The organism is Bradyrhizobium sp. A5 (assembly GCF_042076515.1).
Classification (GTDB): Bacteria; Pseudomonadota; Alphaproteobacteria; order Rhizobiales; family Xanthobacteraceae; genus Bradyrhizobium; species Bradyrhizobium cosmicum.
Map to the genome: position 1 here is coordinate 6,727,916 of NZ_CP148990.1, position 22,278 is coordinate 6,750,193.

Annotated in this window: 22 protein-coding genes; 7 read left to right on the top strand and 15 right to left on the bottom strand. The window is 64.8% G+C overall.

All coding sequences use genetic code 11. From position 1 onward, the window contains the following. Positions 1 to 63 precede the first annotated feature (63 nt). Positions 64 to 810: a methyltransferase domain-containing protein gene (locus WHZ77_RS31825; RefSeq protein ID WP_375311544.1), complete on the bottom strand. Its 747-nt coding sequence runs from the start codon at positions 808 to 810 to the stop codon at positions 64 to 66. A gap of 108 nt (positions 811 to 918) precedes the next feature. Between WHZ77_RS31825 and gloB the strand changes: the two genes are divergently transcribed. Both gloB and WHZ77_RS31835 read left to right on the top strand, forming a co-directional pair. Further along, positions 919 to 1,686 carry a hydroxyacylglutathione hydrolase gene (gene gloB / locus WHZ77_RS31830; RefSeq protein ID WP_375311545.1) on the top strand — a complete coding sequence of 256 codons (768 nt, stop codon included), beginning with the start codon at positions 919 to 921 and terminating at the stop codon, positions 1,684 to 1,686. 9 nt (positions 1,687 to 1,695) lie between these two features. After that, a complete protein-coding gene (locus WHZ77_RS31835; RefSeq protein ID WP_375311546.1) occupies positions 1,696 to 2,118 on the top strand; it encodes a cupin domain-containing protein in 423 nt (140 codons plus the stop codon). A 9-nt stretch (positions 2,119 to 2,127) separates the two neighbouring features. On the opposite strand, the gene WHZ77_RS31840 is transcribed toward WHZ77_RS31835, so the two are convergent. The 3 genes from WHZ77_RS31840 to WHZ77_RS31850 form a co-directional block, all read right to left on the bottom strand. After that, positions 2,128 to 2,997 carry a DMT family transporter gene (locus WHZ77_RS31840; RefSeq protein WP_375311547.1) on the bottom strand — a complete coding sequence of 290 codons (870 nt, stop codon included), beginning with the start codon at positions 2,995 to 2,997 and terminating at the stop codon, positions 2,128 to 2,130. Between the two features lie 140 nt (positions 2,998 to 3,137). Continuing rightward, entirely contained in the window at positions 3,138 to 3,863 is a 726-nt protein-coding gene (gene phbB / locus WHZ77_RS31845) for an acetoacetyl-CoA reductase (protein WP_375311548.1), read from the bottom strand. Between the two features lie 239 nt (positions 3,864 to 4,102). Continuing rightward, positions 4,103 to 5,281 carry an acetyl-CoA C-acetyltransferase gene (locus tag WHZ77_RS31850; RefSeq protein ID WP_375311549.1) on the bottom strand — a complete coding sequence of 393 codons (1,179 nt, stop codon included), beginning with the start codon at positions 5,279 to 5,281 and terminating at the stop codon, positions 4,103 to 4,105. A gap of 305 nt (positions 5,282 to 5,586) precedes the next feature. Here WHZ77_RS31850 and phaR point away from each other — a divergent pair, with 305 nt between their 5' ends. Both phaR and WHZ77_RS31860 read left to right on the top strand, forming a co-directional pair. Then, positions 5,587 to 6,186 (top strand): polyhydroxyalkanoate synthesis repressor PhaR, encoded by a 600-nt coding sequence (gene phaR / locus WHZ77_RS31855; RefSeq protein WP_014439206.1) that lies wholly within the window; start codon positions 5,587 to 5,589, stop codon positions 6,184 to 6,186. 108 nt (positions 6,187 to 6,294) lie between these two features. Then, positions 6,295 to 6,912, top strand: a complete 618-nt coding sequence (locus WHZ77_RS31860) for a class I SAM-dependent methyltransferase (RefSeq protein WP_375311550.1) — start codon at positions 6,295 to 6,297, stop codon at positions 6,910 to 6,912. Between the two features lie 5 nt (positions 6,913 to 6,917). Here WHZ77_RS31860 and WHZ77_RS31865 read toward each other — a convergent pair whose 3' ends face one another. Beyond that, entirely contained in the window at positions 6,918 to 7,805 is an 888-nt protein-coding gene (locus WHZ77_RS31865; protein WP_375311551.1) for a branched-chain amino acid aminotransferase, read from the bottom strand. 110 nt (positions 7,806 to 7,915) lie between these two features. Between WHZ77_RS31865 and WHZ77_RS31870 the strand changes: the two genes are divergently transcribed. Further along, positions 7,916 to 8,851 (top strand): alpha/beta hydrolase, encoded by a 936-nt coding sequence (locus WHZ77_RS31870; RefSeq protein ID WP_375311552.1) that lies wholly within the window; start codon positions 7,916 to 7,918, stop codon positions 8,849 to 8,851. Positions 8,852 to 8,860: 9 nt separating this feature from the next. On the opposite strand, the gene WHZ77_RS31875 is transcribed toward WHZ77_RS31870, so the two are convergent. Beyond that, complete coding sequence (locus WHZ77_RS31875) at positions 8,861 to 9,109, bottom strand: hypothetical protein (protein WP_014439202.1); 249 nt, start codon at positions 9,107 to 9,109, stop codon at positions 8,861 to 8,863. Positions 9,110 to 9,326: 217 nt separating this feature from the next. On the opposite strand from WHZ77_RS31875, the gene WHZ77_RS31880 reads away from it, so the two are divergent. Then, positions 9,327 to 10,196, top strand: a complete 870-nt coding sequence (locus WHZ77_RS31880; RefSeq protein WP_375314859.1) for a hypothetical protein — start codon at positions 9,327 to 9,329, stop codon at positions 10,194 to 10,196. On the opposite strand, the gene WHZ77_RS31885 is transcribed toward WHZ77_RS31880, so the two are convergent. From WHZ77_RS31885 to WHZ77_RS31895, 3 genes are all read right to left on the bottom strand, one after another. Then, the gene (locus WHZ77_RS31885; protein ID WP_375311553.1) at positions 10,193 to 10,753 is read right to left on the bottom strand and encodes a carboxymuconolactone decarboxylase family protein; all 561 of its coding nucleotides are present in this window, start codon (positions 10,751 to 10,753) and stop codon (positions 10,193 to 10,195) included. The two genes, WHZ77_RS31880 and WHZ77_RS31885, sit on opposite strands and share 4 nt — an antisense overlap. Before the next feature lie 113 nt (positions 10,754 to 10,866). After that, a complete protein-coding gene (locus tag WHZ77_RS31890) occupies positions 10,867 to 12,027 on the bottom strand; it encodes a PLP-dependent cysteine synthase family protein (protein WP_375311554.1) in 1,161 nt (386 codons plus the stop codon). Between the two features lie 45 nt (positions 12,028 to 12,072). Next, positions 12,073 to 12,537, bottom strand: coding sequence for an Lrp/AsnC family transcriptional regulator (locus tag WHZ77_RS31895; protein WP_375311555.1), 465 nt, complete (start codon positions 12,535 to 12,537; stop codon positions 12,073 to 12,075). A gap of 162 nt (positions 12,538 to 12,699) precedes the next feature. On the opposite strand from WHZ77_RS31895, the gene WHZ77_RS31900 reads away from it, so the two are divergent. Next, on the top strand, positions 12,700 to 13,713 hold the full coding sequence (locus tag WHZ77_RS31900) for a 1-aminocyclopropane-1-carboxylate deaminase (protein WP_375314860.1): 1,014 nt from the start codon (positions 12,700 to 12,702) through the stop codon (positions 13,711 to 13,713). 210 nt (positions 13,714 to 13,923) lie between these two features. On the opposite strand, the gene recQ is transcribed toward WHZ77_RS31900, so the two are convergent. The 6 genes from recQ to WHZ77_RS31930 all read right to left on the bottom strand — a co-directional run bounded on the left by recQ (position 13,924) and on the right by WHZ77_RS31930 (position 22,216). Next, positions 13,924 to 15,789: a DNA helicase RecQ gene (gene recQ, locus WHZ77_RS31905; RefSeq protein ID WP_375311556.1), complete on the bottom strand. Its 1,866-nt coding sequence runs from the start codon at positions 15,787 to 15,789 to the stop codon at positions 13,924 to 13,926. Between the two features lie 109 nt (positions 15,790 to 15,898). After that, positions 15,899 to 16,642 (bottom strand): polysaccharide deacetylase family protein, encoded by a 744-nt coding sequence (locus WHZ77_RS31910; RefSeq protein WP_375311557.1) that lies wholly within the window; start codon positions 16,640 to 16,642, stop codon positions 15,899 to 15,901. A 106-nt stretch (positions 16,643 to 16,748) separates the two neighbouring features. Continuing rightward, entirely contained in the window at positions 16,749 to 17,750 is a 1,002-nt protein-coding gene (locus WHZ77_RS31915; RefSeq protein WP_375311558.1) for a homoserine O-succinyltransferase, read from the bottom strand. Positions 17,751 to 17,762: 12 nt separating this feature from the next. Then, on the bottom strand, positions 17,763 to 19,064 hold the full coding sequence (locus tag WHZ77_RS31920; RefSeq protein WP_375311559.1) for an O-acetylhomoserine aminocarboxypropyltransferase/cysteine synthase family protein: 1,302 nt from the start codon (positions 19,062 to 19,064) through the stop codon (positions 17,763 to 17,765). A 248-nt stretch (positions 19,065 to 19,312) separates the two neighbouring features. Further along, entirely contained in the window at positions 19,313 to 20,899 is a 1,587-nt protein-coding gene (locus WHZ77_RS31925) for an amidase family protein (protein ID WP_375311560.1), read from the bottom strand. A gap of 141 nt (positions 20,900 to 21,040) precedes the next feature. Further along, positions 21,041 to 22,216 (bottom strand): MFS transporter, encoded by a 1,176-nt coding sequence (locus WHZ77_RS31930; protein ID WP_375311561.1) that lies wholly within the window; start codon positions 22,214 to 22,216, stop codon positions 21,041 to 21,043. Positions 22,217 to 22,278 lie beyond the last annotated feature (62 nt).

Genomic DNA, 22,278 nt, shown 5'->3' on the forward strand with positions numbered 1-22,278 from the left:
CCCCAGCGCGTCTTCCGATTTTACCGACCGCAAACGTCCCGGCCTCGCCGGGACGTTTTGTTTTCAGTTGCGCCCAACCGTCGTCGAGGACGGCACCAGCACCGGCTTGGTCAGCGCGGGAATCAACCGTGCCCGCTCGCGCTTGGCGGGGATCGCGCGATAGACCTGCTTGGAAGCCTCGACGATGTGCACGCCCGCAAAGGGCAGCGACAGCGCTGCACCGGCGCGCTCCCACATCTGCGCCGATTTCAGCACCCATCCGCCCGCATAGGGCGGCATGAACAGCGCCTCGCCCCATGAGGTCGGGGTGAACCAGGTCTGGCGCAACAGGTCCGTGATCTGCGAGCGGGAATAGGGCCGGCCGTGACCGAACGGCGTGTTGTCGCTGCGGGTCCACACCCCGCGCCGGTTCGGGATCACCGCGATGACGCGGCCGGACGGCGACAGCACGCGCCACACCTCGCGCAAGAGCGCGGCCGGATCGTCCGACATCTCCAGCGCATGGACCAGCAGGATGCGGTCGACCGCGGCGTCGGGAAGCGGCAGCGAGAATTCATCGACCAGCGAGGCCAGCGCCGGCCGTCCCGTCGGCCATTTCAGAACGCCCTGGGCCGCCGGCATGAAGGCGATGCAGCGCTCCGCATCTTCGCGGAACAACCCGAGATAGGGCGTCGGATAGCCAACGCCGAGCACGCGCTGGCTCTTGGCGTTCGGCCAGCGCTCCCGGATGCCGCGATTGATCATCTGCCGCGCCACGATCCCGAGGCGGCGGGAATAGAACTCGCGGAGGTCGACGACGTCGATGGTCATGGTGGCAATGTAACATGCACGGGGGCGGCGCCGCGCGCGGAATATTGCATTGCCTGCGCAACGTTAACGCCATATTTGTCTGACGGGGCTGAGCCCGATGGAGATGACATGGCCGCCGAAATTCGTACTTTCACCTGTTTAAACGATAATTTCGGCTATCTGATCCACGATGTGGAAACCAAGGCGACGGCGTCGATCGATGCGCCTGAGGCCGGCCCCATCCTGAAGGCGCTGGAGCGCGAGGGCTGGCAGCTCACCGATATCCTGGTCACCCATCATCACGGCGATCATGTCGGGGGCGTCGCCGAGCTCAAGCAGAAGTACAATTGCCGCGTCGTCGCGCCGCATGACAGGACGACGAAGATCGCCAACGTCGACTTGCGCGTCGCCAATGCTGACGTGGTCAAGATCGGCAATCTGCTCGCGCGCGTCGTGGAGACGCCCGGCCACACGCTCGATCACATCTCCTATGTGTTCGACAACGAGAAGACGCTGTTCGCCGCCGACACGCTGTTCTCGATCGGGTGCGGCCGCGTGTTCGAAGGCGACTACCCGATGATGTGGGACTCGCTGTTGAAGCTGCGGGCGCTGCCCGACGACTTCAAGCTCTATTGCGGTCACGAATACACGGCGTCGAACGTCAAGTTCGCGCTCACGGTCGATCCGGACAACGCGGCGCTGCAGGCGCGCGCCGCGGAGGTGACGAAGCTGCGGGCCGATAACAAGCCGACGATTCCCTCACTGCTTGGTGACGAGAAGCGAGCAAACGTGTTCCTGCGGGCTGATGCGCCCGAGGTCGCAGCCAGGCTACACATGAAGGGCGCGGATGCCGCCGCGGTGTTCGGCGAACTGCGCGAGCGCAAAAACAAATCCTGACGGGGATCGATGCCGACCGCAGCCGAGATCATCGCACGCCTCGAACTCCGCCCGCATCCCGAAGGCGGACATTACCGCGAGACGTTTCGCGACCAGACCAGCGACACCAACGGCCGGTCGCGGTCAACCCTCATTTACTTCCTGCTCGCGCGCGGCGAGCGTTCGCACTGGCACCGGATCGATGCGGTCGAGACCTGGCACTATTATGCGGGCAGCCCGCTGACCCTGCGCATCGCGCATGACGGCTGCTCCCAGCACGAGGTGCGGCTCGGCACGGACCTGCTGGGTGGCGAGCGGCCGCAGGGAATCGTGCCGGCGAATGCGTGGCAGATGGCGGAGACGACGGGCGAATGGACACTGGTCGGTTGCACCGTGGCGCCGGCGTTCGAATTCGCGAAGTTCGAGCTCGCGCCAAAGGGCTGGGAGCCGTAGGCAAAACCGTCATCGTTTCCGCAGCACCATATCCTTCGCGGCGATCAGGCCACCGCCGGCGATCAGGATCGCGGCGATGGCGATGTTGGCGCTGGCCTTGGCAAAGCCGGCGGCGATGAGGAAGCCCGTCGAGAGCAGCGGCGTTGCATAGGAGGCGGCGCCGAGCACGCGGATATCCCCCCGCTTCATGCCGATGTCCCAGGCGTAGAAGGCGGCACCGACGGGTCCGATGCCGAGCGCGATGACGGAAAGCCATTGCAGCGTCGTCTCCGGCCAGACCGTGGTTTCGAGCAGACCATGTATCAAAGTGGCGAGCACAGCGGTGGCGAGGCAGAATCCCGCGACCGCATCTGTCGGCACCGCTTTCAATCGGCGCGACAGCACCGAATAGGTCGCCCAGACGAACGCGGCGACGAAGGCCGCGATCAATCCCGGCAATTGCCCCGGCGTGAAGCCGGAGGTGTTGCCGGCGAACAGCAGCACGGTGCCGACGAGACCGAGCACGGCGCCGATGATGTGATGAACAGCAAGCCGTTCGCCCGGCAGGAACGACGAGAACAGCACGATCAACAGCGGCCAGAGATAGTTGAGCAGACCGGCTTCAGCCGGCGGCGCGAAACGCAGCGCGAGGAAATACAGCGCGTGATAGCCGAACAGGCCGCCGACACCGACCGCCCATACTGCGAATGGCTGACGCAGGCTCTTCGCCGCCTCGCCGCGGCCGATCCAGGTCAGGAGGCCGACGAGGCCGCCGATCGCGAAGGTCATCGCGGCGAGCTGAAACGCCGGGATCTTTCCGGTCGCCACCGTCATCACGGAGAGCAGCGACCACATCAGGATCGCGGTCAATCCGATCAGCGTCGCGGTGCGGGGAGTCATCGGCCAGATACTCTCGTCATGGCCGGGCTTGTCTCGGCCATCCACGTTCTTGTCGGGGACGTTGTAAGGACGTGGATGCCCGGGACAAGCCCGGGTATGACGGCGTCACTGAGATCGGCGGCGAACGTGATGCGATCGCATCACACCATGTACTGGCCGCCGTTGACGGTCAGCGTCGAGCCGGTGATGGCGCCGGCCTCGTCGGCGGCGAGGAACACGACCGCGCGCGCGATTTCCTCGGGTTCGCCGAGACGGCCGATCGGGATCAGCGGCAGGATGGCCTTTTCCAGCACGTCCTTCGGCACCGCCTGCACCATCTCGGTGTTGATATAGCCCGGACAGATCGCGTTCACGGTGACGCCGGCCTTGGCGTTCTCCAGCGCCAGCGCCTTGGTGAAGCCGATCTCGCCGGCCTTGGCCGCGGAATAGTTCACCTGGCCGAATTGGCCCTTCTGTCCGTTGATCGAGGAGATGTTGATGATGCGGCCGAACTTGCGTCCGCGCATGCCTTCGATCACCTGGCGCGACATGTTGAACAGCGAGCCGAGATTGGTGCCGATCACGGCGTTCCATTGCTCGAGGCTCATCTTGTGGAAGGCGCCGTCCTTGGTGATGCCGGCATTGTTGACGAGCACGTCGATGGGACCGACCTCGGCCTCGACCTTCTTCACGCCCTCGGCGCAGGCCTCGAAATTGCTGACGTCCCATTTGTAGGCGGCGATGCCGGTCTCGGCCTTGAACTTCTCCGCCGCCGCATCGTTGCCGGCATAGCTCGCCGCGACCTTGTAGCCGGACGCCTTCAGCGCCTTGCTGATTGCAGCTCCGATGCCCCGCGTACCACCCGTCACCAACGTAACACGTGCCATTTCGTATTCCTTCCCTTGGACTCTTCGGACGCTTCTGGGTGTCGTTTTTAGCTACGGATTATGGGGGACGTTTGACGGACATCAAGAACAAAACGCCCGGCGTTGAGCCGGGCGTTTCTCTTTAGTCGAGGCTAGTACGGTTGCGAAGAATATTTGATTTGCAACCGCCGCCTTTTTAGTCGCGTGCAACGCACGCACTGCTGTGTGCAGCGCACGCGTCAACGACGCGCAAGCTGCCTTCAGTCACGCGCCAGACACATCGCGATACCCATGCCGCCGCCGATGCACAGCGTGGCGAGGCCCTTCTTGGAATCGCGCTTCTGCATCTCGTGCAGCAGCGTCACCAGCACGCGCGCGCCGGACGCACCGACCGGATGGCCGATTGCGATCGCGCCGCCGTTGACGTTGACCTTGGCGGTATCCCAGCCGAGGTCCTTGTTGACGGCGCAGGCCTGCGCCGCGAAGGCCTCGTTGGCCTCGATCAGGTCGAGATCGCCGACGCTCCAGCCGGCCTTCTTCAGCGCCGCGCGCGAGGCCGGGATCGGGCCCGAGCCCATGATCTTCGGATCGACGCCAGCCTGCGCCCACGACACGATGCGCGCGAGCGGCTTCTTGCCTTCCTTGGCAGCCTGCTTCGCCGTCATCAGCACCACGGCGGCGGCGCCGTCATTGATGCCGGAGGCCGAACCCGCGGTGACCGTGCCTTCCTTTTCGAAGGCGGGCTTCAGCTTCGCCATCCCCTCGAGCGTTGCACCATGGCGCGGATATTCGTCGGCGCTGACGACGATGTCGCCCTTGCGGGTCTTGATGGTGACGGGGACGATCTCGTCGCTGAACTTGCCGGCCTTCTGCGCGGCCTCGGCCTTCTGCTGCGAGGCGACCGCGAACTCGTCCTGCTGAGCGCGGGTGATCTGCCACTGCCGGGCGACGTTCTCGGCGGTGTTGCCCATGTGGTAGCCGTTGAAGGCATCCCACAGCCCGTCCTTGATCATGGTGTCGACGAACTCGACCGGGCCCATCTTGACGCCGCCGCGCAGATACTGGGCGTGCGGAGCCATGCTCATGGATTCCTGGCCGCCGGCGACGACGATTTCGGAATCACCATTGAGCAGCGCCTGATAACCGAGCGCGACCGTACGCAGGCCCGAGCCGCAAAGCTGGTTGACGCCCCAGGCCGGGCTCTCCACCGGAATACCGGCGCCGATCGAGGCCTGGCGGGCCGGGTTCTGGCCCTGAGCAGCGGTCAGAATCTGGCCCATGATGACTTCCGAGACCCGGCCGGGCTCGATGCCGCCGCGCTCCAGCGCGGCCTTGATGGCGATGGCGCCGAGATCGTGGGCGGGAAGGGTCGCGAACGCTCCGTTGAAGCTTCCGACCGGGGTGCGGGCGGCGCTGACGATGACGACATCGTCTGACATGGGCATCTCCTGAGAGGTTGAATGGGGCAGACGGGGCTGGGGAAACGGCTCGCCAGTCTCGGACGGCATCCTGTTAACGTCGTTGCGGCATGTCAATTGGCGGGTGACCGAATTCATGCCGCACCGCATTCAAAATAGCGTTCTTGGCGATTTCGCAAGCACGTTTTTGCTGTGCAATTAACCGTGGCGCACAAAACGGTAGCGTGAGCCCGTTGAAAATGCTTATTTTGTTGCGTTGCGTACTCTTCCCGCCCTGCGGCATAGCCCGGCAGGTTCCCGTTCTCAGCGTTTGCAAGTGAGAGCCCATGGCGAAATCAGACCAACCCACCACCATCAAGAAATACGCGAACCGACGGCTCTATAACACCGGAACGAGCACCTACGTAACGCTGGAAGACCTCGCCTCCATGGTTAAGGACGGCGAAGATTTCCTGGTCTACGACGCCAAGACCGGCGACGACATCACCCGCTCCGTGCTCGCCCAGATCATCTTTGAGCAGGAGAACAAGGCCGGCCAGAACCTGTTGCCAACCACCTTCCTGCGCCAGCTGATCCGCTTCTACGGCGACAGCATGCAGATGGTGGTGCCGAAATATCTGGAGCAGGCCATCGCGTCGCTGACCCAGGAGCAGGAGAAGTTCCGCAAGCAGATCGCCACCTCACTCTCCGGAACCCCGTTCGCGCCGCTGGAAGAACAGGTTCGCCGTAACATGGAGCTGTTCCAGCAGACCTTCTCGATGTTCAAGCCGTTTGTCCCCACCGCGGGCCGTCCGGCGACGGCGACCACGGAGGCCGAGCCCGATGCGAGCGCTGAGCCGGCCAAGGACACCAACATCGACGATCTGCGCCAGCAGATGAAGGATATGCAGGAACGCCTCGAGAAGATGTCGAAGAAGGAAGAGTAGAGCCTTACGTTCGTACCGACGCGTCCGCTCGCGGCGGGCGCGCAAGCTGCCGGTGTATGGGGGTGCCACCACTTGCATGCTCTCGTCCCGGTAGGGGCCGGAGCCGCCATGTCCAACCGCAGCTCACATTGGGACAATGTCTACGCCGCCAAGAGCGAGGCCGAGGTCAGCTGGTTTCAGGACCGCCCGACGATCTCGATCGAGATGATCCGCGCCGCAAATCCGGATCATGGCGCGGCCGTCATCGATATCGGTGGCGGGACATCCCGGCTGGTCGATTCGCTCCTGCAAGCCGGATATTGCAATGTCGCCGTGCTGGATCTCTCAGCCAACGCGCTTGATGCAGCGAGGAAACGCATCGGTCCGACCGCTTCACTGGTCGACTGGATCGTTGCCGACGCGACGACATGGCGGCCGGCCAGGACCTACGATGTCTGGCACGACCGCGCGGCGTTTCATTTCCTGATCGATCCGCGCGACAGAGCGGCTTACGTCGACCGCCTGGAGTCGGCCGTTGCACCCGGCGGCCAGGTCATCATCGCGACGTTCGCGCCCGACGGCCCGGAGAAATGCAGCGGACTGCCGGTGCAGCGACATGACAGCGCGAGCCTCGCGGCAGAACTCGGACCGGAGTTCGAGCCCGTCGAAACGCGGAGCGAGACACATCGCACGCCGTGGGATTCGACGCAGGCGTTTCAGTTCAGCCGGTTTCGCAGACGAGGCTAGCTCCGTCAGGCCGCCAGCTTCACCGCATGCGCAAAATCCCAATAGAGTTTTCGCGCTTTGGTGTAGAACGGACCCGGTTTCAGCTCGCGCTCGTCGATGCGGATTACCGGCGCGACCTTGGCAAAATTGCCGGTTGAGAAGATCTCGTCGGCGGCGAGGAAGTCGGCATAGCGCAGCGTCTTCTCGACAACGGTGACGCCATCGCCGCGCAGCAGATTGATGACGCGCTGGCGCGTGATGCCGTTGAGGAAGGTGCCGTTCGCCACCGGCGTGAAGACCACGCCGTCCTTGGCCATGAACACGTTTGAATTGCCGAACTCGGCGACGTTGCCGAGCATGTCGAGCATCAGCGCATTCTGGAAGCCGCGGGAAGCTGCCTCCGAAAGCGCACGGGAATTGTTCGGATAGAGGCAGGCCGCCTTGGCCTCGACCGGCGCGCATTCGGCGGTGGGCCTGCGGAACGGCGACAGCGTAATCGCATTGCCGACGGGCTTTGGCATCGGCGCCTCGTAGATGCACAGGCACCAATTGGTGGTCTCGGGGTCGAACAGCACGCCGCCGCCCGAGCCGTTCTGCGCCCAGTACATCGGACGGACATAGAGCTCGGCATTCGCTGCGAAACGCGCGATGCCTTCGTTTGCGAGCGTGAGCCAGGTGCCGGCATCGACCACCGGCTTCAGGCCGAAGTTGATCGCGGATTGATTGGCGCGGGCGACGTGACGGTCGAGATCGGGCGCAACGCCTTCGAACGCGCGCGCACCGTCGAACACGACGGAGCCGAGCCAGGCTGCATGCGTGCGCGGCCCCATGATCGGGACGTTGCCGTCGTGCCACTTGCCCTCGAAGAACGTCCAGCTCGGCGAATATGCGATGGGTTTTGCGATGTTGGCCACGACCGGCCTCCCCTTGGAAATTATCCGGGCACTATTCTCCCAATTTCTAAAGGATTTCCTGCGGAGCAATGGTGAGTTACCCTCTCGGCTCGTGGGATGAGGATAGGTCCATGCCGCTCGATCCGCTCGCAAAGCGTTTATTGACCATGATGGCTGCGGCTGCGCCGCAGGCACGGAGTCGGCCGAGTGTGGAGGCGCGGCGGCAATCGCTCGCGAAGCTGATGCAGTTTGCGCGCGCTGATGCGCCAGATGTGACGACGTCCGACGGCATGCTGCCCGGTCCCGGCGGCGAGCTGCCTTATCGGCTCTATTCACCCGCGTCTGCCGGCGAGCGTGCACCGGGCTTTGTGTTCTTTCATGGCGGCGGCCTCGTTGCCGGCAGCATCGCCACGCACGACCGCATTGCCGCGGCGCTGGCGCATGTGACCGGTTGCCGCCTCGTCTCGGTCGACTACCGGCTCGCGCCCGAGCACAAATTTCCGGCGGCCGCCGACGATGCGATCGCCGCCACCGAATGGGTGGCACGGCAAGCCCCATCGCTCGGCATCGATGCCGGGCGTCTGGTGGTCGGCGGCGATTCCGCCGGCGCCACGCTCGCCGCGATCGTGTGCCAGGAGGCGGCGCAGAGCGCCGGCCTCTCCATCGTCGCGCAATGCCTGATCTGCCCGGTGCTGGATTTCGAGGAGACCTCGCCGTCGCGCGAGACCTTTGCCGAGGGCCATCTGATCGATCGCGCCACGATCGAGGCGGATCTCGCCGACTATCTGCCTGAAGGCATCGATGCCGCCGATCCCCGCATCTCGCCCTTGCGGGCGACGCGGCTTGCCGGCCTGCCGACCGCGATCATCCACACCGCCGAATTCGATCCGATGCGCGACGAGGGCAATGCCTATGCCCGCAAGCTGCTCGCCGCGGGCGTCGCGGTCGAGCACGTCTGCCATGACGGCATGGTCCACAACTTCCACGCCATGGGCGCGATCCTGCCTCAGGCGCAGCTCGTGCTGTCGCAGATCGGCGAACAGGTGCGGCGGGCGGTGGAGAGGTAAAAGCGCGAATCAGACGCGCGCGTCGAGGACGGCCCTGGCTGCCACGACATATTCCGGCCAGTGCGCATCCGCATACCGCTCCGCCTGCCGCGCGCACGTGACGTCGGGTGCATGCGCTGCAGCGATCGTGCGCGCGAAGCGTTCCTCGGCGACCGTCACGTCGCCAGGCTCGGGAGACGGCACGGCAGCAGCCACGGCGGTCGGAGCAACAGCGAGCCCAGCCAGACCAGCGAGCAGGATGCGGCGTGACGTGTTCATGGGCTGATGTCCTTCCAATGTCCGGCTTGTACTCTGGCCGGTGCGTGTGTCAGTGCGATCATGACAGGGTAACCGCGCGCATCCCTACAGTCCATCGCTTACGCGATAGTGCTTGACCGCACGAGCGATCACGTCCCATCTAGCCACCGTTCCGCCATCAAATCGTCACGCGTCGGATTGTCACGTGCCCCATCACGGCCCATCGCATCTTCAGGCTTTGCGCGCGACTGCGATCGGACTGTTTTGTCTAACGTTGTCGGCGGGCGCCGCCTTTGCCGTCGACGATGGGGACGCACCGGCTAAGCCGACTGCGCCGAACATCTACCTCGATCTGCGCACGACCTATGCGACGATTCCGGCGGGCACTCTCGGACTCGGTTTCGGTAACACGTCATTGTCGGCGGCGTTCGAAGCCCTGGCGGCACGACGCGGCGCCACGATGCCCAGTGGCCTGCCCGCGGCAAAATCGATCGCAATTGATCTGCCACTGACGGTCGATGTCAGCGAGCGCGTGTCGCTCTATGGCGGCGTGTCGGGCTCGACGACCGATATCGGTGGCGGCTGGTCGGCGTTCGACATCACCAGCTGGAACATCGGCGTGCAGGCCGACCTCTATCAGCAGAACGGCGGCAGGATCCCGACGATCACGCTGCAATCGACCCTGACCCAGTCGGTGCCGACCGAGCAGGGCATGACGACGACGTTCAACAATATCCTGGAGCTCGACTACGCGCTGAACGAGGACGAGACCCGCGGCTGGCTTGCCGGCATGCAATATACTTACACCGAAATTGCCAGCCAGCTCGCCAGCATCAAGCCGAACACGATCCTTTATGCCGGCGGCTATTACCAATGGCCGAGCAATTGGAAGTTCACGGGACGCCTTGGCGTGCAGTCGTTCGGCGGCGCACAGATCGCCGGCCGGACGCTGGCGGAGTCCTTCACCCAGCCGATCCTGCGGCTCGACCTCGACCGCATGGACGACAACGACAACCGCCTGTTCGGCATCACCGCCCAGATCGCGTGGATGCCAAAGCCGTCCTATCAGGTGACGTTGCGGACACCGCTCTACGCCGTGCGCAACTAATCCGGCACCGGCACGTCGAAGGTGTTGAGCGTGACCGAAACCATGCAATAGACCCCAACGAGATAGGACAGCTCGGCCGCGCCGTGTTCGCCAAATTCCTTGACCGCGGCTCGCCAGGTCAGCTCCGGCAGCACGCCACCGCTCACCAGCGCGGACGCCATGTCATAAGCGATCGCCTCTTGCCTGGTGAGATCCACCGGCCGCTGGCCGGCGACGATGGTCGCGAGTTTTTCGTCGGAGAGGCCCCGTTGCTCGGCGACCAGCACATGGGCATAGAGCTCGTAACCGGAACGGAAATGCGAGCCGGTGACGAGGATCGCGACCTCGCGCACCGGCGCGGGCAGCAGCGGGTTCGACGCGATCGCCTTGACCAGCTCCCACACCGGCTTGCCGAAACGCGGCTCGCGGATCCAGGGATTCCAGGGCCCGAGCAGCGCGCCGTCGTCGCGCATGTTCACGAAGCCCTTGAAGTGGTCCGTGATGCCGGCTCGCATGTCGTCATAGAGCGGCTTCTGTTCGGCGCTCAGATCTTTCGGATCGAGAATGGGAAGGCGCACGGTGGAGGTCTCCTCGTTGAGAAGACAAAAGGTCGCCCGCGCCCGTGCGCATGGCAAGTGAAGTTGCCGTGACGACCGTGCCCTTTTGCGAATCCGCACGGAGACGTCAGCTATCAGGCCTCAACGCTTCGTGCGCTCTGCGGATTGACGACGTCTTCGACCGTGAGTGCCAAGGGCTGTCCTGTATCGAGGAACGACGCCAGCGCAGCCTCGAACGGCGCCGGATCGAGACCGCGCGCGGCGAGCCAGGCGGGTTCATAATAGGTTTGCCGGTAGCGCTCGCCGGAATCACAGATCAGCGTCACCAGCGATCCCGCCGTATTGGCCTTGAGCATCTCCGAGGCCAGTCGGCACAACGCCAGGAAATTGGTGCCGGTCGAACCGCCGACCGTGCGGCGCAGCCGGCGCGACAGCACGTTCATCGCCGCGATCGACGCCGCATCCGGGATCTTCATCATGCGGTCGACCACGCCCGGCACGAAGGATGGCTCGCAGCGGGGGCGGCCGACACCTTCGATCAGCGAAGGGCGCTCGCAAACTTGGGACCGGTCCTGCGAGCGGAAGCAGTCGAAAAAGGCGGAGTTCTCGACATCGGCGACGCACAGCCGGGTCGGATACTGGCGGTAGCGCAGGTAGCGGCCGATCGTCGCCGAGGTGCCGCCGGTGCCCGCGCCCATCACGATCCAGTCCGGCAGCGGGCGCCGCTCGCCCTTCAATTGCGAGAAGATCGATTCGGCGATGTTGTTGTTGCCGCGCCAGTCGGTGGCGCGCTCGGCGAAGGTGAACTGGTCCATGTAGTGACCGCCCAGCCGGGCCGCGAGCATGGCAGCCTCTGCATAGAGCGCGCGACCGTCGTCGATCAGATGGCAATTTCCGCCATAATGCTTGATCGCGGCGATCTTCTCCGCCGAAGTTGTACGCGGCATGACGGCGTAGAAGGGAACGCCGATCATCTCCGCGAAATAGGCCTCCGACACCGCGGTCGATCCCGACGACGCCTCCACGACGGGCGTGCCCTCGCGGATATGGCCGTTGCAGAGCGCATAGAGGAACAGCGAGCGGGCCAGCCGGTGCTTCAGGCTGCCGGTCGGATGCGTGGACTCGTCCTTCAGATAAAGGTCGATGCCTGATAGCGCCGGCACGAACAGCCGGATCAGATGGGTGTCGGCCGTACGGCACTGGTCGGCTTCGATCGCGGCCACGGCCTCGTCGACCCAGCCGCGCCTGTAGGCCGGCGTGGCGGGATCGTGCGGACGGAAGGGAAGCGGCTGCATCGGACGAATCTCTCATGATGCGAATTGCGCATCAATAGCTACGGCTCAGAATTCCAGCGGCGCGTTGTCGACCACTTCTTTCATCACGAAAAAGGTGCGGGTCTGGCGCACGCCGGGCAGCGCGATCAGCTGCTCGCCGTGGATGCGGTTGAAATCCTCCATGTCGCCGACACGGATCTTGAGGAAATAGTCGAAATCGCCGGCGACGAGATGGCAGTCGAGCACGAATTTCAGCCTCGCGATCGCCTGCTCGAAAGTGGCAAAACTCTCCGGGGTCGAGCGGTCGAGCACGACGCCCACCATCACCAGCGTGCCCTTGGCCACCTTCTTCGGCGCCACCATCGCCCGGACGGCGGCGATGAAGCCGTCCTCGAACAGGCGCTGGGTTCGGCGATGGCAGGTAGCGGGGCTGATGGCGACGGTTTCAGCCAGCTCAGCGTTACTGAGCCGGCCGTTATTTTGCAGCAATCTCAACATCTTGAGGTCGATGCGGTCGAGCCGGGTCGACATGAATGAATCTTCCGGAGATTAGCAGTTTTCCGGAAGAAACCCTATCATATTGCCAATTTACCGCAAGATGACGCGCAACATCAGCGCAATATTCGAGAGCACCTTCTCCGGGAGCAATGCTAGCCAGGTCCCAGACAGCAACGCCAATCGGGGTGCCCCATGATACTGGACAAATTCGCGCGCTATCCGCTGACCTTCGGCCCGACGCCCATCGAGAAGCTGGAGCGGCTGTCGAAGCATCTCGGCGGCAATGTCGAGATCTATGCCAAGCGCGAGGACTGCAATTCCGGCCTCGCCTATGGCGGCAACAAGCTGCGCAAGCTCGAATACATCATTCCCGACGCAATCGCCTCCAACGCCGACACGCTGGTGTCGATCGGCGGCGTGCAGTCCAACCACACCCGCATGATCGCTGCCGTTGCCGCCAAGATCGGCTTGAAGTGCCGCCTGGTGCAGGAAGCCTGGGTGCCGCACGAGGATGCCGTCTATGACCGCGTCGGCAACATCATGCTCTCGCGCATCATGGGCGCCGACGTGCGCCTGGTCGACGACGGCTTCGACATCGGCATCCGCAAGAGCTGGGAACACGCGATCGACGAGGTGAAGGCGGCGGGCGGCAAGCCTTACGCAATTCCGGCCGGCGCCTCCGTGCACAAATATGGCGGGCTCGGCTATGTCGGCTTCGCCGAGGAAGTGCGCAAGCAGGAAGCCGAGCTCGGCTTCAAGTTCGATTACATCATCGTCTGCACTGTCACCGGCTCGACCCATGCCGGCATGCTGGTCGGCTTTGCGGCCGACGGCCGCGCGCGAAAGGTGATTGGCATCGATGCCTCGTTCACGCCGGCGCAGACGAAAGCGCAGGTGCTCTCGATTGCGCAGAACACAGCAAAGCTGGTCGAGCTCGGCAAGGACATCGTTGCAGACGACGTCGTGCTGATCGAGGATTACGCCTATCCCGCCTATGGCGTACCGTCGGAGGAGACCAAGGAGGCGATCCGCCTCACCGCACGGCTAGAGGCAATGATCACCGACCCCGTCTATGAAGGCAAATCGATGCAGGGCCTGATCGACTTGACCCAGAAGGGCCATTTCGAGAAGGGTGCAAAGATTCTCTACGCCCATCTCGGCGGCGCGCCGGCGCTGAACGGCTACGGTTATGCGTTCCGGAACGGGTGAGGCTGCGTAGCGCTCACCTCCTCTCCGCTGTCGTCCCGGGCAAGCGTCAGCGCAGACCCGGGACCCATAGCCACAGGGAGGTGTTTGGCGAAGACTTGCCGTTCGGTACTCCTACCGACCGCAATCGATAGATTCCGCGGTATGGATCCCGGATCTGCGCTCCGCTTCGCTGCGCTTGTCCGGGATAACGGCGTGGAGAAATCGGCGCGCCTACCGCGTCCTGACAATCTGCAGCAGTTCGTCGCCGTAATGCTCGAGCTTCTTGTCGCCGATTCCCGGCACGTTGCGCAACTCGTCCAGCGTCGTCGGCCAGGCCCGGACGATGCCGTCGATGGTGGCATCGTGCAACACCACATAGGCCGGCACGCCGCGTTCGCGCGCGATGTCCGAGCGCCAAGACCGCAGCCGCGCGTGCAACTCGGGATCGACGTCGCCCTGCGGTGTGTTGGCGGCGGGCGCGAGATCGCCACGGCGGGATTTGGCGCGGCTCGAGCGGATGCGGGTGCTAGGGGCTTCCTCGCGCAGCCACACCTCTGTCTCTCCGCGCAGCACCCCGCGCGCGGAATCCGTCAACTTCAGCGCACCGAACGCTTCGCTGTCGCTCTGCAGATGGCCCATCGCCACCAATTGCCGCAGCACCGTGCGCCACTGCTTCTCATTGAGCTCGCGGCCGATGCCGAACACCGACAGCTTGTCGTGGCCGAACTGAGTGACCTTCTCGGTCAGGCGTCCGATCAGCACGTCGATCAGGTGCATCGCGCCGAACCGCTGCCCGGTGCGATAGGCGCTGGAGAGCAGCTTTTGCGCCAGCACCTTGCCGTCGCGCATCTGCGGCGGCGTCAGGCAATTGTCGCAATTGCCGCAGTTTGCGCCATCGAGGGTCTCGCCGAAATAGCCGAGCAGCCGCTTGCGCCGGCACTGCGCGGTTTCGGCGAGCCCGACCAGCGCATCGAGCTTGCCGATCGAGACGCGTTTGAAATCGTCGGACGCAGTGGATTCGTCGATCATGCGGCGCTGCTGCACGATGTCGGAGAGACCGTAGGCCATCCACGCCGCGGAGGGCTTGCCGTCGCGGCCGGCGCGCCCCGTCTCCTGGTAATAGGCCTCGATGCTCTTGGGCAGGTCGAGATGCGCGACGAAGCGCACGTCGGGCTTGTCGATGCCCATGCCGAAGGCGATGGTGGCGACGATGACGATGCCGTCCTCGTTGAGGAAGCGGTCCTGGTTGCGCGAGCGCACGCTGCTGTCGAGCCCGGCGTGGTAGGGCAGCGCCGCGATGCCGGCATCCGCGAGTGCGGCAGCGACCTCCTCGACGCGATTGCGCGACAGGCAATAGACCACGCCGGCATCGCCCGCATGCCGTTCCCGGATGAACTCCTTGAGCTGCGACACCGCATTGCGCTTGTCGACGATCTCGTAGCGGATATTGGGCCGGTCGAAGCTGGAGACGAATTGCGGGGAACCGCCAAGCTTAAGCCGCTCGACGATCTCCTTGCGCGTCAGATCGTCGGCGGTCGCGGTCAGCGCGATGCGCGGGACATTTGGAAAGCGCTCAGCGATGACGGAGAGACCGACATATTCGGGACGGAAGTCGTGGCCCCATTGCGAGACGCAGTGCGCCTCGTCGATCGCGAACAGCGCCACCTTGGCCTGCGCCAGCATCGACAGGCAGCGCGGCGTCACCAGCCGTTCCGGCGCGACATAGAGCAGGTCGAGATCGCCTGCGATCAGGCGCCGCTCGATGTCGGAGGCTTCCTGCAGCGTCAGCGACGAGTTCAGCGCCGCGGCATTGACGCCGGCCTCGAGCAGGCCCGCGACCTGGTCGCGCATCAGCGCAATCAGCGGCGACACCACGATGCCGCAGCCTTCGCGCAGCAGTGAGGGGAGTTGGTAGCACAGCGACTTGCCGCCGCCGGTCGGCATCAGGACCAGGCAATTGCCGCCATTCGTGACATGCCGGATGATCTCGCCCTGCGCACCGCGGAACCCCGGCAGGCCGAACACCGAATGCAGCACCGACAGCGCATCGCGGCCGTTGGACGGCGCAGGAAGCGGAGCGGTGGACGGAGGAGACATGGGGTGGCGGACCGGGCCAGGAGATTCGTCACAAGGCCAGTCGCATGACCGCGCGGGCATGGCAAGACTATCTTCTCGCTCTCCCCGCTTGCGGAGAGAGGGCAGAAAGCTACGCCCCGATTCGCCGCAGCGCTTCGGCAACCGTCACGATCGGCATGCCACGTCGCTGGGCCGATTCCAGCGCGTGACGCATCAGGGCCGGCGTACAGCCATAGGGGCTCGGCGCATCGACGACGTCATGGCTGTAGAAGATCAGCCATCCGCCGCTCGCGGCCGCCTCGTCGAAATGCCGGTCGACGCCGGCGGCATCGATCTCGAAATTGACCAAAGGCGCGGCCCGCAGGAACTGGAGGTCGATCACGTCGCGATTGACGCCCGGAAGGATGCCGCGGGCCGATCGGAAGATTTTGGCAAGCTGCGGCTTGCGCCAGACCGAGGCGAGGCCATACGGATAGGCAAAATTCTCCAGCTTGATCGAGGAATCGATGTCGCGAAAATGATTGCGATTGCGCTCGATCTCAAGGGCCATCGTGGCCTCGTCGAGATTGACCGCGCTCTGATGCGAGAAAGTGTGGCAGGCGATCTCGTGTCCGGCACGGTGGAGCCGGACGACGGCGTCGTTCGAGAGGCCGTGCCAGTGATCCGAAGGCCGATCGATCAGGCTGCCGGCGATATAATACGTGCCGCGGCCGCCGTGCGCTTCGAGCAGCGACGCGCCCTCGCCCGCAGCGCTATCAGGTGCGTCGTCGAAGGTGAAACTCACCATCGGCGCATGCGCAGGCAGCCGGTGCGGCGCGGCCCGGAAATGCCGGGCCAGCCGATTGCTCACGCGTCCCTGAAGTGCCGACCACACGACCGCATTTCCTGTGATTCCGTATTTCTGTACTGAAACATTCGCGCGCCGGTTGAGGCAAGCTTAACGCTTGGGTAATCCTAACACGGAACCAACGCCACCACGGCTAGCACGCAAGCACCGACGCCTCGGCCTCCGAGCCGAGAAATTGCAGCCAATTGCGGAATAGCGCCGCCGCCACGCTGCCGGCCGCGATATCGGCGCGCAAATTCAGCGCAGGGAGGTCGTTGGTGAGCGCCGGATGGCGCTGGTGCCTCGCCTGCTTCTCGAATCGGACCAGCTTCTCTTCGGTCGCTGCGTCAAAATAGCTCACGGGCAGGTGCGGATAATCGTCGCGCTCGCGCGCGAGATAGCGGCCGACGTCGCGCAGATATTCACGCTGGAGCGACAGCGCGTCATATTCCGGGTGACCCTGGAAGAACACGAAGCGGCTGGCATATTGCCGGACGAAGATATCGACGCCGGCCTTTGCCGAACGCGTCAGCACCTGGTAGCCGGCCGCGTCGAGGTCGCCCTCGGCGATCTCGTTCAGGCGCGAATGCGAGACCTTGAGCGGGGCGGGCGCGGCGCGCGTCAGCGGATCGTTCGTGACCGTATCGCAGTCGAAAATGCCGTGGCATTTGGCGGGCAGCCGCCGCCGTTCGATCCGGTCGAGATGCAGCACCGCCGCATGGGCGGCAAGGCACGACCAGATCGTCGAACGGGTGTTGATCTTTGCCCACTCGATCAGCTCGGTCAGATCTCGCCAATACGGCTCCTGGTCGAGTGCGGGCGCGACCGGCTCGGCGCCGGTGACGATAAGCCCGTCGAACTTGTGGCGCCTGAGTTCAGTGAGCTCCGAATATTCGCTCTCGACATGCCACTTGGCTTCGGGCGAGCGCTTCACCGAGGGCAGCGAGAAGCAGTGGAAGCGGATGCGGCGCGGGCCTGCGGCGGCCTGGAGCAGCTTCATGAACTGCCGTTCGGTCGCCTTCAATGCCGGATCCGGCATGTTGTTGATCAGGCCGATGTTGAGATCCGCGCCGCCATGATCGCGCGCGAGATCGCCTTCGGCCGGCACCAGCGCCGGGCTCGAAATACCTTGATCCCTGTCGATCAAGATCGTCATCGGAACAGCCGCCTACTCCGCAGCCTGGAGGCGCGCCGACGGACAGGCCTTTTCCAGCGCCTGGTCGATGTCTCCGATGATATCCGCGGAATGCTCGATGCCGATCGAGAGGCGAATCGTCTCGGGCAGGACACCGGCAGCGCGCTGCTGCTCCGCCGACATCTGCCTATGCGTGGTCGATGCCGGATGGCAGGCCAGCGACTTGGCATCGCCGATATTGACAAGGCGCGTGATCAGCTTGAGCGCATCGTAGAAGGTCTTGCCGGCTTCCATGCCGCCCTTGATGCCGAAGGTGAACAGTGAGGAAGCGTTGCCGTCGAGATATTTCTGGACCAGCGGATAATACGGGCTGTCCGGGAATCCGGTGTAGTTGACCCAGGCGACGCGCGGATCCTTGCGCAGGAATTCCGCGACCTTGCGGGCGTTCTCGCAGTGGCGCTCCATCCTCAGCGCCACCGTCTCGATGCCCTGCAGCAGCAAGAAGGCGTTGAACGGCGACAGCACCGAACCCATGGTGCGCTGATAGATACTGCGCGCGCGCTCGATATAAGCCGTCTTGCCGAAACGCTCGGCATAGACAAGGCCGTGATAGGAGGCGTCCGGCTTGTTGTAGCCGGGGAAGCGATCCGCGTGGTTCGCCCACGGGAAGTTTCCGGAATCGACGATGGCGCCGCCGAGCGTGGTGCCGTGGCCGCCGAGGAACTTGGTCAGCGAATGCACAGCGATGTCGGCGCCGTAGTCGAACGGCTTGAGCAGGATCGGCGTTGCGACCGTGTTGTCGACGATCAGCGGCACGCCATGCTTATGGGCGATTTTCGCCAGCGCCTCGATGTCGCAGACATTGCCGGCGGGATTTCCGATGGTCTCGGCGAACACGGCGCGGGTGTTCTCGTCGATCAGCTTCTCGACCGCTTCGGGCCGGTCGCTCTCGGCGAAACGGCCGTTGATGCCCTGTCGCGGCAGAATGTGCGAGAGCAGCGTGTGCGTGGTGCCGTAGAGCTGCGGCACGGAAACGATGTTGCCGCCGTGATCGGCGACGTTGACGAAGGCGAAATGCAACGCCGCCTGCCCGGTCGCGACCGCGAGCGCGCCGACGCCGCCTTCGAGCTGGGCGATGCGTTTCTCCAGCACCGCGCTGGTCGGATTGGCGATGCGGCTGTAACGGTAACCTTCGGCCTCGAGATTGAAGAGCGCCGCGCCGTGATCGGCGCTGTCGAAGGCGTAGGCCGCTGTCTGGTAGATCGGCACGGCAACCGCGTGCGTGGTGGCCTCGGGCTCGTAGCCGGCGTGAATAGCGATCGTCTCGTTGCGCATCGTGCCACCTCCGCGTGGAGCGGGCCGCACTTATTGGCCTGTATGAGGCATGTGCGTTGTCCGCCGTCCCCTGTTAGAGGCGGGGGGTAAAGCGGACAATAATTCGCTTAGAGATCGAGGAAGTAACCCTAACGGTTATTGGTGAATTGGCTCAAATTTGAGTCAATTTGGAGAAGGCAGCCTCGCATTTGGCGACCAAATCCAGCCAGGAGGGCTCGCGCAAGCGCGCGAAGCCCTCGAACGCTGGATCAGCCCATCGTCTCCCAGAGCCGATGGCTGAGCACGCCGGCGCGCTTCTCGATCGCGGCCGCCGCATCGAGCGCGAGATCCTCGCGATAGCGCCCGGCGATGAGCTGCACACCGATCGGCTTGCCATCATGCAAGGCCACCGGCACCACCGCGCCGGGCAGGCCCAGCACGTTGATCGCGGAGATGAAGCGTATCTCGCCCCAGAAGATCTCCTGCACGCGCTCGGCGCTGACGGTGTCGTCGCGCGGCCCCGGCGTCGGCTTCACCGTGGTCGGCGCCAGCACCACCGGATAGTCCTCGAAGAACAGCTGCCAGGCGCGGATATGGCCGCTGCGCGCCGCGGTAGCCCGCATCCAGGCCGGCAGGTCGAGCACATTGGCCTTGCTCTTCATGCCGTTCCACGCCTTGTGGAAGTCTTCGGAGGTGACCTTCAGCATGCCGGCTTCCTGCATCACCACCGTCTCGTTGGTGATGATGTCGCACCAGGTCTGCCAGACGCCGTTGATATCGGGCACATCGACCTCGCTGACGCGATAACCGGAACGCTCCAGATGATCGGCAGCCTGACGCAGCGCCGCGCGCACCGACGGATCGACGTCCATGTCCTCGGGGATCTTGGCCAGCGCGACCTTGATCGGTCCCTTCGGCTTCGGTCCGACCAGCGGCGCCGGCACCCACCATGGATCGCGCGGATCACGCTGGCTCATCGCCTCCAGCGCGAGGCGGACGTCGGCAACGTGACGGGCGAGCGGCCCCTGCGCCGACATCAAATGCGCCAGCATCGGCCGCTCGGCCGTTGCGCTGGCATTGAAGGCGGGAATGCGGCCCTGCGTCGGCTTGATGGTGGCGACACCATTGCAATGCGCCGGCCAGCGCAACGAGCCGCCGATGTCATTGCCATGCGCAATGGTCCCGATGCCGGCTGCGACCGCCGAACCCGCGCCGCCCGACGAGCCGCCGCAGGTGATGTTCGGATCCCAGGGATTGAGCGTCAGCCCGTGCAGGGGATTGTCGGTGAAGCCGCGGAAGGAGAATTCCGGCGTGTTGGTGAGGCCGATGACGATCGCCCCGGCCTTCTTCAGGTTGCGGACGACGGGCGAATCCGAGGGGGCGATGAAATCCTTGTTGGCGGGAACGCCGTTGAAATTCGGCCGGCCCTCGTAGTCGACGTTCTCCTTGATCGTGATGGGCACGCCGTGCAGCAAGCCGAGTTCGCCGCCCTTGGCGCGCTGCTTGTCGGCCGCATGCGCTGCGGCCAGAGCCTCCTCCGAGAGATCGACGACGACCGCGTTCAGCTTCGGATTGACGGTGCGCATCCGCTCGAGATGCGCTTCGACGGTTTCGATCGCGGAGATTGCGCCGGAGCGGATCGCCGCCGCGGTCTCCACCGCCGACCATTGCCAGGCCGCCCCCTTCGGGCGGCGCGCCGCTGCCGGCTTGCGCGGCGCGGCCCTCTTCACCGCCGGCTTGCCCGTCTTCCGAGCCGCTTTCGCTACAGCTCCCTTGCGGACCGTGCTCGTCTTCCGCGAGGTCTTCACTGCCTTCTTCGAAGCAGTTTTCTTCTTGGTCGCCGTCTTCTTCGCCACGTCGCATCTCCTGAAATTGCGCGGCGGAGGTTATGGAGGTCACGCGACCGTGTACAGGTGCGTTTCTGCATGGCGCGTTGGCGGCAGCTGCCAATGCGACGAATCGTCAGCAGCCGGTGCCCCGGCGAAAGTCGCAGCCGGCTATTCCGCCGGGCATGCAGCGACAGCGGCCTGCCTGCGGTCGAGCTGGAGGCTCCACAGCGCCAGCGCGAGGCCGACGGCCGTGATGGCGACCAGAGGCAGCGCGGAGAGGCCGAACCCCCGATCGATGGTGACGCCGCCGGCCCATGCACCGAGCGCGTTGCCGAGATTGAACGCGGCGATGTTGAGGCTGGAGGCGAGCGTGCGGCTGCTCGGGCCGGCGGCTTCGAGCACGCGAAGCTGGAGCGGCGCGACCGTCGCGAAGGCCGCGATGCCGAGCAGCAGGATTAGCGCGACGGCCGCGATCTTGACCGACAGCACGGCGGCGAGACCAAGCAGCACGATGGCGAGCGCCGCGAGCGTGCCGATCAGGGCGCGTGCAAGGCCGCGATCGGCGAGCTTGCCACCGGCGACATTGCCGATCGCAAGACCTGCACCGAATACCAGCAGGATCGGCGAGACCGCAGCTTCCGAGAAGCCGGTGAAGCGGGTCAGGATCGGCTGGATGTAGGTGAAGACGACGAACAGGCCGGCGAAGCCGAACACGGTCATGGCAAGGCCGAGCAGCACCTGCGGACGGGCGAGCACGGCCACTTCTTCAGCGAGCGAGATCCGCTTATCGCCGTTGCCGACATGGCCGGGCACGAATGCGGCCACCACGGCAAAGGCGACCACGCCGATCACCGTCACCGCCCAGAACGCCGCGCGCCAGCCGAGCATCAGGCCGAACCATGCGCCGAAGGGCACGCCGAGGAGGGTTGCGACCGTCAGGCCGATGAACATGGTGGCAATGGCGGAGGCCCGCTTGTCCTCCGCGACGAGGCTGGTAGCCACCACCGAGCCGACGCCGAAGAAGGTGCCGTGAGCGAGCGACGTCAGCACGCGCGCGGCCATCAGCAATTCGTAGTTCGGCGCCAGCGCGCAGGCGGCATTGCCCAGCGTGAAGATCGCCATCAGCGCCAGCAGCACGGTTTTCCGCGGCATCCGCCGCGTCGCCAGGGTCAGCACGGGGGCGCCGACGAACACGCCGAGTGCATAGCCGGAGATGAGCAGGCCCGCGACCGGCACGGAGACGTGCATGTCGGCGGCGACCTGGAGCAGCAGGCCCATGATGATGAATTCGGTGGTGCCGATGCCGAAGGCACCGGCGGTGAGGGCAAGAACGGCGGGAGGCATGCGTGGCTCCAAGGGATGAGACGAGCCACGCAGATAGCTGCGCCGCGGCAAAAGCATTAGAA